Source organism: Marinococcus halotolerans DSM 16375, assembly GCF_000420725.1.
In the GTDB taxonomy this organism is placed as follows: domain Bacteria; phylum Bacillota; class Bacilli; order Bacillales; family Marinococcaceae; genus Marinococcus; species Marinococcus halotolerans.
This window is the reverse complement of record NZ_ATVM01000001.1, coordinates 248,482-260,467: the sequence shown is the minus strand read 5'-3', so window position 1 is coordinate 260,467 and position 11,986 is coordinate 248,482. Positions and strand designations below refer to the sequence as shown.

15 protein-coding genes and 2 pseudogenes are annotated in these 11,986 nt (G+C 42.9%); 10 read left to right on the top strand and 7 right to left on the bottom strand.

What is annotated here, in order from left to right:
* The 9 genes from G548_RS0101420 to G548_RS0101370 form a co-directional block, all read left to right on the top strand.
* A partial coding sequence (locus tag G548_RS0101420) for a transposase (protein ID WP_022792366.1) occupies positions 1-297 on the top strand: 297 nt, incomplete at its 5' end.
* A gap of 140 nt (positions 298-437) precedes the next feature.
* On the top strand, positions 438-578 hold the full coding sequence (locus G548_RS19435; RefSeq protein ID WP_022792365.1) for a hypothetical protein: 141 nt from the start codon (positions 438-440) through the stop codon (positions 576-578).
* 266 nt (positions 579-844) lie between these two features.
* Entirely contained in the window at positions 845-1,066 is a 222-nt protein-coding gene (locus G548_RS0101410; protein WP_022792364.1) for a hypothetical protein, read from the top strand.
* 122 nt (positions 1,067-1,188) lie between these two features.
* Positions 1,189-1,569, top strand: coding sequence for a helix-turn-helix transcriptional regulator (locus tag G548_RS18665; RefSeq protein ID WP_022792363.1), 381 nt, complete (start codon positions 1,189-1,191; stop codon positions 1,567-1,569).
* Between the two features lie 386 nt (positions 1,570-1,955).
* Positions 1,956-2,813: a YihY/virulence factor BrkB family protein gene (locus tag G548_RS0101395; RefSeq protein WP_022792362.1), complete on the top strand. Its 858-nt coding sequence runs from the start codon at positions 1,956-1,958 to the stop codon at positions 2,811-2,813.
* A 233-nt stretch (positions 2,814-3,046) separates the two neighbouring features.
* On the top strand, positions 3,047-3,481 hold the full coding sequence (locus G548_RS0101385; protein ID WP_022792360.1) for a DUF948 domain-containing protein: 435 nt from the start codon (positions 3,047-3,049) through the stop codon (positions 3,479-3,481).
* Complete coding sequence (locus G548_RS17000; RefSeq protein WP_022792359.1) at positions 3,481-4,008, top strand: DUF948 domain-containing protein; 528 nt, start codon at positions 3,481-3,483, stop codon at positions 4,006-4,008. The genes G548_RS0101385 and G548_RS17000 overlap by 1 nt, the downstream gene beginning before the upstream one ends.
* Before the next feature lie 122 nt (positions 4,009-4,130).
* A complete protein-coding gene (locus G548_RS0101375) occupies positions 4,131-4,646 on the top strand; it encodes an SRPBCC family protein (RefSeq protein WP_022792358.1) in 516 nt (171 codons plus the stop codon).
* Positions 4,647-4,840: 194 nt separating this feature from the next.
* The gene (locus G548_RS0101370) at positions 4,841-5,071 is read left to right on the top strand and encodes a hypothetical protein (protein WP_022792357.1); all 231 of its coding nucleotides are present in this window, start codon (positions 4,841-4,843) and stop codon (positions 5,069-5,071) included.
* Between the two features lie 802 nt (positions 5,072-5,873).
* On the opposite strand, the gene G548_RS0101360 is transcribed toward G548_RS0101370, so the two are convergent.
* From G548_RS0101360 to G548_RS19700, 3 genes and pseudogenes are all read right to left on the bottom strand, one after another.
* Complete coding sequence (locus G548_RS0101360; RefSeq protein WP_022792355.1) at positions 5,874-6,326, bottom strand: ferritin-like domain-containing protein; 453 nt, start codon at positions 6,324-6,326, stop codon at positions 5,874-5,876.
* Positions 6,327-6,909: 583 nt separating this feature from the next.
* Entirely contained in the window at positions 6,910-7,449 is a 540-nt protein-coding gene (locus tag G548_RS19125; protein WP_022792354.1) for a hypothetical protein, read from the bottom strand.
* Between the two features lie 2 nt (positions 7,450-7,451).
* Positions 7,452-7,643, bottom strand: a pseudogene (locus G548_RS19700) (Na-translocating system protein MpsC family protein); the annotation flags it as partial.
* Between the two features lie 218 nt (positions 7,644-7,861).
* On the opposite strand from G548_RS19700, the pseudogene G548_RS16995 reads away from it, so the two are divergent.
* Positions 7,862-8,047 (top strand): annotated as a pseudogene (locus G548_RS16995) (IS256 family transposase); the annotation flags it as partial.
* Between the two features lie 292 nt (positions 8,048-8,339).
* On the opposite strand, the gene G548_RS0101340 reads toward G548_RS16995, so the two are convergent.
* From G548_RS0101340 to G548_RS0101315, 4 genes are all read right to left on the bottom strand, one after another.
* A complete protein-coding gene (locus tag G548_RS0101340; protein WP_022792351.1) occupies positions 8,340-8,606 on the bottom strand; it encodes a Txe/YoeB family addiction module toxin in 267 nt (88 codons plus the stop codon).
* On the bottom strand, positions 8,599-8,847 hold the full coding sequence (locus G548_RS0101335) for a type II toxin-antitoxin system Phd/YefM family antitoxin (protein ID WP_027847125.1): 249 nt from the start codon (positions 8,845-8,847) through the stop codon (positions 8,599-8,601). The genes G548_RS0101340 and G548_RS0101335 overlap by 8 nt, the downstream gene beginning before the upstream one ends.
* Before the next feature lie 574 nt (positions 8,848-9,421).
* Positions 9,422-10,657, bottom strand: coding sequence for an MFS transporter (locus tag G548_RS0101320; RefSeq protein ID WP_022792348.1), 1,236 nt, complete (start codon positions 10,655-10,657; stop codon positions 9,422-9,424).
* A gap of 315 nt (positions 10,658-10,972) precedes the next feature.
* Positions 10,973-11,968, bottom strand: coding sequence for an NAD(P)-dependent alcohol dehydrogenase (locus G548_RS0101315; RefSeq protein ID WP_022792347.1), 996 nt, complete (start codon positions 11,966-11,968; stop codon positions 10,973-10,975).
* Between the last annotated feature and the right edge of the window lie 18 nt (positions 11,969-11,986).

Below are 11,986 nucleotides of genomic sequence, written 5' to 3'. Positions count from 1 at the left end.
TCCTCCCGGTATCCATCGATCCGCCGGGTGCTCGACGAGCACCCCACGTTACTTACCTTTTATGATTTCCCGTCCGCCATCTGGCGGAGCCTGTATTCCACCAATCTCATCGAATCGTTCAACAAGCAGCTGAAAAAATACGTTAAACGCAAAGAACAGTTTCCGAATGAAGCATCCATCGAACGGTTTTTGGTCAGCCGGTTCGACGCGTACAATCAAAAGTTTTCCACCCGCTGCCACCTGGGCTTCGCCCAGGCCCAACATCAATTGGAAGAGATGTTTCAACGGCAGGGTTAACTTCAAGGCTGGAAGAGGACAGCCGTTTACACAAAATTATTGACGGTCCCACCAATGTCATGAAAGTGGAAAAAACAGGTTTAAAAAGAAATATGTATTTGGTAAACATAAAATAAATACCCCGGAAAGGAGGTGAAAGAATGAGCGAAAAAAATAAATCCAATGAACATGTAGAGAAAGCCAAAGAGAAAGGAAAAGAGCACTGGGAAGAAAACAAAGAAGAGTATAAAGAGCAAGGTAAGGAAAAAGCCAACGATTTGAAAGACCGATTTAAAAATTAAGCATACTGTCTGAGCTATTGCATGCGTACGCTTCATTCTAGCAAAGGATGAAAAGCGCAAAAGCCGGCTCCAAGAGTTGGCTTTTTCTTTTGTAAGGTTTTTCAAAGACTACCACAAATAATAAACCTATTACTTGTCCTTGAAGATATTTAATGCAGCATGGGCTTTATAGTACAACTAATCATTGTTAATTATGGAAAGTTGTAATATGTAGCTGAAATGATTTTAAAAGCAACAGCGGGGGTTTAAAGGAAAGGAGGACTGTCATGGCGCGCCAGCATTCTGGTTCATATATGGTGGTGATTTTAAATTCTACGGGAGAAGAAGTACAAATCAAGGAACAAAAAGAGGCATTTTACGTTTCAAAAAATGGAATAGAAACAGTTCCCATTTTTGCTTCGTTTGAGAAAGCGAAACAATATTACGAGGGATGCAAAATGCAATATCCAACTCATTCCATTAAAATTCTCCCTTACCAAAAGCATTAAACAACAAGGCCCTCTGAAAAAACAATATTCTATAGGAATACTACAGTAATAATTAAAAGCGTTCAAAAAACGCGTCTCATAAAGAATAGTGAAAACGAGAACACACAAATGGGTGGGAAGGCATGAAAGAAGATCGGCATTTGTTATCCAGCATATATCCGCAAATTGTTGTAGTTTTTATGACATACGTTGATGAACATATAACATGTTCCTTAAGGGCAAAGCAAATCGCTGAAGATTTAGAAGTACCGTATAAATACTTGAGCGCCATGGTTAATCAGAATTTAAATAGAACGATTCCATCTTATATCAGGCAACGACGCGTGGAATGTGCAGCGAAGCTTTTAATCCACACGGATCTTCCTATAGAAAAAATTTCAGCCGATTTTCAATTTAAGCGGCAGCAATATTTTGCAACGGCTTTTCGTCAACGGTTTCAATGCTCGCCCACTCAATATCGACAAAAGCAATGGGGGACGGGGCAGGGAATATTTTACCAGTAAATCACTTCGATCACGCCTTCTTCGCTATCTGGATGATTAGAAGAAACAAATTTTCAATGTGCCTCCCTTTCTTTAAAAAGTCCAGCTTTCTATGTAAGACAAGCAGTAGCAATCTATTCATATTGGAGATTTTTCAGTCGGCCTTTTCACATGTGAAAAAGGTCAAAAAATTATACTCTTTTATACCCCTTGTGGTGTTTAAAGGGATAATAAAAGCCAAGGAAAGAACAGGAGGGGTCTTTATATTGTGGGGATGGTCATCATACTACTGATAGCTGGTATGATTCTGGCGGTCATTGGTATTTATGTTTTTCTAAACTATGGTGATTAGAATCAAAATTACTTTCCATGGCATTACTATTCGGCCAGGAGAAAGGTGGAAAGCATTGAAAAAAATAATAACGTACATGAAGGATTTGATTAACGAGTTTCAAGAAGACAAAGTTCCATTGTTAGCGGCGGCTCAGGCATACTATTATATATTATCAGTGTTTCCCTTATTGATTTTTGCGTTAACCATCCTTCCGTTTTTAAATTTGGATCCCAACATGGTGATGAATTTTATCACGCGATCCGTGCCCCCAGATACTGCTGCTTTGTTTGAAGACAATATTACGACGTTAGTACAAGAACCTCAAGGTATTCTATTTGTGGTAAGTCTGCTTGGAGCTTTATGGTCTGCTTCCAATGGTATAAATGCGTTTATCAAGTCGTCTAACGAAGCTTACGATGTGGAAGAAACTCGTTCATTTATTAAAGTACGGTTGTTAGCCATTGCTTTAACGTTCAGCATGGTAGTGACGCTCATTATTGCTATTGTTCTCCCCATGTTTGGGAATGTTCTCATTTCATTTCTCACATCGCTTTTAAGTTTGCCACCTCAAACTGAATTGCTTTTTCAAGTGCTTCGTTGGGTGATTGGTATTACGGTCATGACGGTGATGTTGCTGCTGTTGTACCGATTTGCGCCAAACAAAACATTAAAATGGAAAGAAATTTTAGTGGGAGCTTTAACGGCAGCTCTACTATGGCAAGTTGTCTCGCTAGGTTTTTCGTTTTACGTCAGCAATTTTGGTAGTTATTCGGCCACGTACGGCAGTTTGGGAGGGGTCATCATCTTACTGCTTTGGTTCTTTTTGACTGGCCTTGTACTCATGATCGGAGCTGAAATGAACGTGATCATTCATCGGAGAAAAACAAAGCGAATCCATCAACAAAACCATCGAGAAGGAGAAGCTACCTAACACGGCGTAGCTTCGTAATGGAAAGGAGAGATCCTTTGATTGTCTCCTGGATATTTGTTCTAAGTATCCTTCCGCTTACACTTGGGATTTTAGCGCTCAAAGCTCGTGAATATGCATGGACATTTGAAGCGAAGTGCTTATTATGGTTTGTATTTGTGTTACTTACCATTCTTTTATTAATAAGCATAGGTCTTTTAACGTATGTATAGAACATGCTAAGGAGGAATACGAATATGTCATTAGCAGGTCTTGGTTTATTGATCATTGCCGTGGCGTTTTTGCTTATTGCCATTTTTGTCGTGATTACATTAAAAGCGGTGACAAGCACCATGAAGAGCTTATCCACCACGGCTGACCAATTTCAGCAGCAAATTCAGGGGATTACCACGGAATCCGAAAACGTGTTAAAGGAAACGAATGAAATCACGCAGCATCTGAATGAGCAGTCGGAATCGTTTAGCGAATTGGCGGACTCGTTGCGGAATGTTAGTACGACGGTTAATAATATCAATAGTTCGTTGGAGGGGATGTCGGAAGACGCTGCTCGAGCCTATAAGCAGCCGAATCCCCAAGCGATTCGCTGGATCCAGTGGGGAGATGCTGCGATGGAAATGTTTCGTCGGGGTAAAGCTAAACAACAAACATCGAAATCAAGGGGGAATCAGTAATGGATTTGGTTGGTATTGGCGTTTTGATCATGGGCCTGGCCTTTGCGGTCGTTGCCATCTTTTTAGTGAAAGCATTGAATAATCTGGCCAAGGTACTCGGTGGGGTTAATGAAACGGTCCAAGAGCTGCCGGAACAGTTGGACGGGGTGATGAAAGAAACATCGGTCGTGCTGAACAACAGCAACGAGACGCTGGCGGATGTGAATGAAAAAATTCATGCGTTGAGCCCGTTATTTTACATTATCGGTGACATCGGCGAATCGTCTCGGCAATTAACCTCTTCCTTGGTCCACGCGACAGAGACCATGCGCGAGCGTCAGGATCCGGAAGGGAAAAGCAAATTAAGTAACGAGCAGGTACGTGGAGCGTACAGTGCGGTATCGACGATCTATTACTTTCTCCAGAAGCGAAAAGCGATTCAGGAAGCCCGAAAACAGCGCCAGGAGGCTTCTTCCAGCGCTGCGCCGGGGAGTACCGTTGATTATCCACCACAACAAACAGAAGACAAGCTCCCTAAAAATCCGTAATTACTCGACAAAGACCATCGCACGGTAGTTGAGCATTAATGATAAACGAGTGCCAATACGCTTGAGTAGGCATTGGTGCTCGTTTTATACTCCCTTAAAAGAAACCAAGGAGGCATACCGAAATGACAAAGCCCGAACCAATCTCCTGTACATTGACTTTTTCTCACACATTTTCATGCCCGGCGAACGTATTGTTTGATGTGTGGACCAGTCATCAGCATTTTGTCCACTGGTGGCCTGATGAACAAGCGTACATGTACGTATGTGAATCGGTGCTTGCTCCTCAAGGAAACGTCCTGTTTCAGCAGGTGGCACCAGAAGGGTATGATGTTTGGGAAACCTTGACCTACCATGAAGTGAAAGAACCTGAATCGATTACTTATACGAAGAGCTTTTCTTCTCCCGAAGGAGAGGCGCTTGTGCTGCCATGGATGTCTTCGTTTCCCTTAGAGGTATGGCATAAAGTGACATTTCAAGAGGAAAGCTCGGCCACCATATTAACGATCGAAGAAGCGCCGTATCGCGCCACCGAAGCGGAAAATCAAACATTTTGGTTTTTGCGAGAAGCTATTTCTACGGTTTTGACGAACAAAATGGAGCGGTTAGAGCAGTATGTAGCGAGCCTCCCATGGAAGTAGGAAAACTGGTTGAACACGGGGAGACGAAGATACAAAGATCTACTAGCTGATTGAAATGTAAATCAAGCACTGGATGCAATTACCAGGAACAAACATAAAACAATGGCCGACTTCCTGTAACTACATCCGCCTATCTGTAAAATAAGAATTGGGACGTCCATATACCAAGAACATGAGCAGAAAGAGGATTGAAGATGAGGAATACAAAGCGCGAGCAACAGTTGCTTCAATTATTCGAAACGAATCCAGACGAGTGGGAACCATCGGTGCCAGGAGATTTAAGGGCCTTTTATAATCTTTTTGTTTCCGGAAGAGTGACGTTTGAGGAAATCAAGCGGGTGAGTCAAGGAGTGGTATACGTACGCCCACGATGTGTCCAGAGAAAGGAGGAAGGTGTCTTTTCAAAACGGGAAGACCGCCAATGAAAAAGAGATCATTATGGGAGATAGAACATTGCGGGTATAGGCGGGTATAGGTATGTATAGAAAACAAGACTAATTAGTTTTTTGATGGGAAAACGTCAGATACTTTAGTGATCAATAAAAATAGATATCCCCTTTAGATAAGATATCTTTATATTCCCTTAAGAAATTACGGAACATTAATAAATCAAAGTCATTCTCCGTATTTTTTGTAGAACAGAAAAGAAAATAAACCCTTTCTCACTCTCGTATAGAGAAAGAAATAAAACATGGGAAAACTGATTGTGCATATGTTTATAACAATGGACGGTGTTATTCAGTCCCCGGGCAACATGGACAAAGACGTAAAGAAGGATTTTAGCTATTGAAGAAAGAAGCGGAAAAATCAACATTGATTTTATTGCTTGTTCTTAAGAGAAGTAGACGGCGCTATCGCTATAGCATGTGGCAGAAGATTGTGGGGATTATTATTCTTGGGTCCTTTTTTTCCTCTGTGTAGTTGGGGGAATGCCTGCGGTTTGATCCCTGGGGAACAATCGTTTCTTTTTTGATGAAAAGAACTCCAAGCAGGCGTCTGCTTGGAGTTCTCTTTTCCCCTAATCATTATAGAGGATACATATGGAAACAAGTTCATGGTATCATCGTTCGTCTCAAATATCTAGTACTTGGCCGAGGTTTTTGCTTTTTCCCATATCAGTGTAATGGTTCTTAATAGGCCGTTTCCTTCTGCCTAACCTCATCCCGTTCAGAGAATGTTTGCTCGTCCATATCTTTCCACCGATGATCATTTTTCCTGACACGGCGGTTAGGATAAATGAAGATCTTCTAGCATTCGTTCGATTTGTTCTTTGTGGCCCGTTTCATCATCAATCAGGTCATCCAGTTTATTTTGAAGTTCGATCATGCCTAAGGCTTCGGCCTGTTGTCGACGTTCCACGTACCGTTCAATCGTTGCAGCTTCAGCATCCCGAGCGCTCTCCAACATGGCTCGAACGTCAAAGGTTTGAGGAATATCGGCAGGCGCTGTCACTGGTGTCCCGCCAAGCGTTCGAATCTTGGTTGCCAGGTACTGGGCGTGTCCTTGCTCATCCCCAATCTCCGCTTCAAAAAAGGATCTCAACATCGGGGTATGAATCCCGGAGACAACGGCTGCATAGTTCGTGTACATAATCGCCGATGCATATTCGTTGGCTAAGTCTACGTTGAGCCCCTCAATCAGTTCCTGGACCTCAGAATCAAAGTTTCTCACTTGTCCCATAGTACGATGCCTCCCTGATGAGTAGTTGGTTCATGCTCATTTTCTATACCCGGTAAAGGGTGGGGGCTACACATACTTGTTCCATGGAATTCTTATCGATGGATCCAGAGTGATATACGTACGCCCACGACGCGTCCAGAGAAAGGAGGAAGGTGTCTTTTCAAAACGGGAAGACCACCAATGAAAAAGAGATCATTAGAGACCGGCGATGAGAGGCGCCATCATGCTTGGTTTTCTTGGCGGGTTGGTGATGCCGATAACGGGACGGGAGCGGCCACTTTCCACTTGGCTTTCCAGCGTTGGGAGAGTTCCGGAAGGTCGGACGCACAGGTGATGATCCATTCTTGTTCGCGAAACCATTGCACGTACGTAAATAAGTCGTCGATGGTGACAAAGGCGTCGTCAAACGACGCGCAGCCTTATTGTTGCAGGTCCTGGGAGAGACCTACTATAATTTCATGGCTCGAAAAATGTTTAATACAGACGAAATAAGGCATCCAGATCCCCTTTTCGTTGTGGGTTGGTGGTACGGCACAGGGCCCAACAGGAGTCCTGATAGAAGCTACGGTGGTTTAAAGCATTTTCATTCATGGGAAGCGTCGAAATAAAGCAATGTGTAACAGTATTCAGCCTCCAGGCTGCCGGTGGCAAACACCTCCTGGAGACCCTGTTGGAAGGGTTGACTTTCCCCTGCCTGTTGAATGGATTGTCGCCTCGCCTCAGCCCGGTACCTTTCCATCAAACGCGGGTCGTGCTCGGAGACCATGGCTTGCTCTAAGGGAGTCACGATATTTTTTTGCCGGGCAAGCAGCACATGACCGTTGATCCATCCCCAGGCCTGCCATTCGTGTAGGCCGGGTGTTTCGGATGGGGAAAGAGAAAAAGTTGCCGACCGTTGTTCGTCGGAGAAAGTTAACAGAGGAGAACCAAGCGAACAGGAGCCTTCTTCGACCAGCAACAGCATGCAGGAGGAATGGGTAAAATCCCAGTCCAAATACATGTGCGTCGAGTAGAAATCCAATTCTGTCTGGATGATTTCCTCTGCGTCGAGTAGAAATCCAATTCTGTCTGGATGATTTCCTCTAACGACGGCTGCAGATAGTGGAAGGTAGTTGTTCGACATTTTTCGACAGAGGCCTGTTGGCCCTGGTCCAGCAGGGATTGTTCCATGGGGGCTAAAAAGCCGTGCAAATAAATAACGAGATAAGGAGGCGAGAGAATCACTTCGATAGCATGGGGGCCTTTACAAAAATGCTGTTGAAGCAGTTTGCTTATTTTTCCGACAGCGTTCGTAGTCCCAGCCCGCTCTTTTTCCATACGATCACTCCATTTCTACTGGTTAAAATCCTAAAAAAAGCCAGAAAAACCCAAGGGGCTTTCTGGCTTATCACTAGCTTTTTCGGACTAGCGATGATTACCATCTGATGTATGGAGGCGCGTCCGAATCCTAAAATATCTGGTTCCTCTGCCTCCTATAGGAACGCGGCGATACCCAAATGAAGGAGGTGCCTTCCGGCAGGGACCCCGAGCCGGAAGAAAAGAACAACAAGCAGCTGAAAAAATACGTTAAACGCAAAGAACAGTTTCCGAATGAAGCGTCCATCGAACGGTTTTTGGTCAGCCGGTTCGACGCGTACAATCAAAAATTTTCCACCCGCTGCCACCTGGGATTCGCCCAGGCCCAACACCAATTGGAAGACATGTTTCAACAGCAGGGGTAACTTTATGGCTGGAAAAGGACAGGAGCCGTTTACACAAAATTATTGACGGTCCCACCGGTACAGCGGAAACGTCCAATTTATTTTAAAAATTTCATTTACTATAATGATTTTAATAAAATCAATTTTATAGTTGGAGGAGTTTCATTGAAGAAGTGATTCTTATCTCCATAATTTATCGTATCAAAAAGTACGCTTTTTGATAGAATCCCTTGACATGCAAAAAGCTTCCTGGAAGGCACCAGCAAGCCTTTCTCTTTTACTAATTATAAGAAAGTTTTTCTACGTGCTTAATCTAATAATGGTATCTGCAAGCAACTATACTGATTTGTGTTTCATCCACGGTATACACCAGTCGATGCTCGATATCAATACGACGACTGTAAAAGCCGGCTAAATTTCCTTTTAATTTCTCTGGCTTCCCAATGCCGTCTAACGCCCCGTCTCGTTCAATGCTTTTAATCAATTGATTAATGCGTTTGAGCGTTTTTTTATCTTTGGTCTGCCAGTACTGGTAGTCCTGAAACGCATGATGGGTAAATAAGACATTCAACTTACTCATCGATATCGACGGTCGTGGTTTCTTCCTGGTTTAATTGATTGATGGATTCTGATAGATGCTTGGCGTTGCTCGGGTTGTTCAAGAGATAGATAGTTTCAAGGTATTGATTGTATTCGTCTTCTGAGATAAGCACAGCGTTTCGTTCTTTGGTCGTGATGGTGACGGCTTCGTTATCGTCGTTAACTTTATCAATCAACCCTTTAAAGTTCTTTCGCGCATTGGAGTAATTCATGACGGTCATCGTTATCATCTCCTTTCTTTTCATTGTACAACTAAATGTACAATTTGTCGATGAGCTTCCCATCCTATTTTCGTTTGAGCAAATACGGAAATATTTAGCGTTTAAAAAGGTAGACCTTTTTAGTCATTCTATATACCAACCTGAAAAAGTACCATTACGCATCAAAAGGTCTTAAATTATTTTTGGGGTGTTTGAAAATAAACCTGGACCTTTTGGCACGCTTTTAAATTATTCTGTCATTAATTTTTAATAATATTTGAATTCACTTAGTGCACGTTCGAGATTGTACTCTTAGAAAGTAGTGGTAATTCCATAAATCAGTTGAAGTAAAGAAGCTGCTAGTAAAAAGCATATTGATATAGTGAACTTTGGCTGTCTGCTTCTCATTTTTGATTTTCTGTACTCTCTGAACATAATAATGCCGGCGCTTATGATTAATAGAAAGCAAACCGCATAAACAATCACGTCAACTGCATTCATTAAGATTCTCCTTTCTAATATACAATATGAAAAATTTATTTGCTTCAATACAAACAGCAACGCCCTCTGAACACAGAAAGCGCCGCTGTTTATTTTAAGTAGAGAGTTCTTCATCTTCGGCAGACGTCGACAATACATTTCGGTGCCGTACATATATCAGCCCGCTGATAGTCAAAAGGAGCGAAGCGATGATAAAAACGCTGCGCACTCCCATTATTTCTGCAAGGCCGCCAACCAGCAGCGAAGAAAAACCAAAAAAGCTGGCTAAAATTACGTCCCTGGCGGAAAATACCTTTGCCAGCTGTTTTTCCTCCGTATGGGCTTGAATCAGAGTAATCTGCGTAACCTCTTGAACCTGCGTGGGAATACCGATCAAAAGGGAAATGAGCAGAGCGAAAACGCTGAAAGCTGGAAACGCGAACCAAAAGGTGAATACCGCAACACAAAAGGAGGCGCCAATTAAAAAATACCGGGCGTTTTCCTGAAGAGCTTTTTCAAACCGGAAGCAGAGCATGCCACCAATTATCAGTCCGGCGAAAAACGAAGCATTGATGTATCCCCACCACGATTCATTTTCCTGTAGCACCTCGGCAACATACACATACAATAACGCGGCGATCCAGATAGCCCCTGTTAAAGAAGTGATGCTATCGACAATAAACATGGTGCGCAGCGGACGATGCTTCCAAACATACTTCCACCCTGCTTGAAGGGTTGCTGCCATCGATGGAGCCGCCGGGGTTTGAAAAGAAGCGTTGGTGCCTTCAATACGAACACCCAGAAGCAGGAAAGGAAGCACCATAAAGGTAAGGGAGGTGCCCATAAGCACCGCGCTTGGTGGAAACAGTACGATGAACAGAGCGCCGACAGGCCATCCGGCCAATTGAATCGATTGATCCGACATGGCCATCAGGCTATTTGCCCGAACTAGCGAATGCCGGGGGACGATTCTGGGAAGAGAAGCATTCCGGGCTGGCGTGGTCCAGCTGTCCAGTACGGCAATCAGGCCTACAACTGTCAGCGCCCATATTAAGAATAAAGACCCGACGACTGTCAGTAGAAGTATGGGCAGAATCATCAACAGCAGCCCTTTGCCTGTTGAGGCTGAAGCTAAAATCGATCTCAGGTTCCCTTTTTCCAAGATCCAGGGAGCAAAGAGTCCGCCAAGGAACCGGGAAAATGTATTGGTAAAAGGGATAAGAGAGACGAGAAACACGGAAGAAGTGCGCTCGTAAACAACACTGATGATACTTACAAGATAAAAAATATCGCCGGCACTGGCGATAGACTGATTACTCAGCAACAAAAAGAACGAACGCTTACGGCTCATCATATCACCCACTAGTATTTAGTTTTTATATGGGAAAAAGATGAGCTGCCTACATGGGCTTTCGTCCTTTCTCTAGAATGCTTTATTGGATAGAGATGTTGCATTACGTCAATGTAACTGCTGTTAAAATGTCACAATTTATGGAAAAATCACAGCTTTGAAAACAAGTTTTTATACAAACAACTTTTTTCCATTAGGTTTAAAAAGGCTTGCTGAAAGGAACCAGCAAGCCTTTTGTTCGATGTGCTGTTATAAGAAAATTTTAAATGTTTATGATCGTATCGTTCAAAAGCTGTCTGGTCAGCCGAAGGGAATTCAATAGCTTTGTTCTGTAGGCTGTTCCGATATTGTAATCACAACGTTACCTTTTTTATGCTGTTGATCAACATACCGATGTGCCTCTGAGATTTGTTTCAATGGATAGCGTCTATCTATGACCGGTTTAATTTTTCCGGCTTGAAAAAGTTCATTGAGATGAAACAAGTCTTCTTTTTTATAACCTGCTAACTCAAATAAAATTTTCTTGTCTGATGTCATTGAAGTCCACAGTCCTCTGATTACCCCCGGAAAACTTGGATTACCTAAAATATAACGTCCATTTTGGTTCAGCGACTTTATTGTTCGTGCATACGGACATTTCCCAACCACGTCTATAATCACATCGTAATTCTTACCGCTTTTAGTGAAATCTTCTTGAGTGTAATCAATAACATGGTCTGCACCAATGGAGCGAAGCATATCTAATTTCTCCGTGCGGTCAATACAGGTTACTTCAGCTCCAGCTGATTTGGCCATCTGTACTGCTAAAGTACCTATACTGCCAGCAGCTCCAACGATAAGAACCTTTTGTCCTTGCTGAATAGTCGCTTTTCTAATGAAATGTAAAGCATTTAGGCCTCCAGTGGGGAGGACAGCAGCTTCTTCAAAGCTCATATTGTCTGGCTTAATCACTATTGCATATTTGCTCGGCAAACAAACATACTCGGCGCAAGCACCAAACCTTAACTGCGTAGAACCAAAAACCAAGTCACCCCTTTTAAATTCAGTCACCTCTTTACCAACAGATTCAATTTCCCCGGACAACTCTTGTCCCAATATATTAATTCTTGGTTTGATTATGCCAAAATAAATTCTCAGGGGCAGCCAAAACAAGGCTGGCATTTTGAACTGGCGCAGCTCACAGTCCCCGGCTGTTACAGTAGTTGCGTATACTTTAATCAGTACTTCATCGTTCTTAGGAATAGGCTTTTCTACTTCCTTGAGCTGAAGAACTTCTGCTGAACCGTATTTTGTCGCTACAATAGCTTTCATATAAATTTCCTCCTTAGA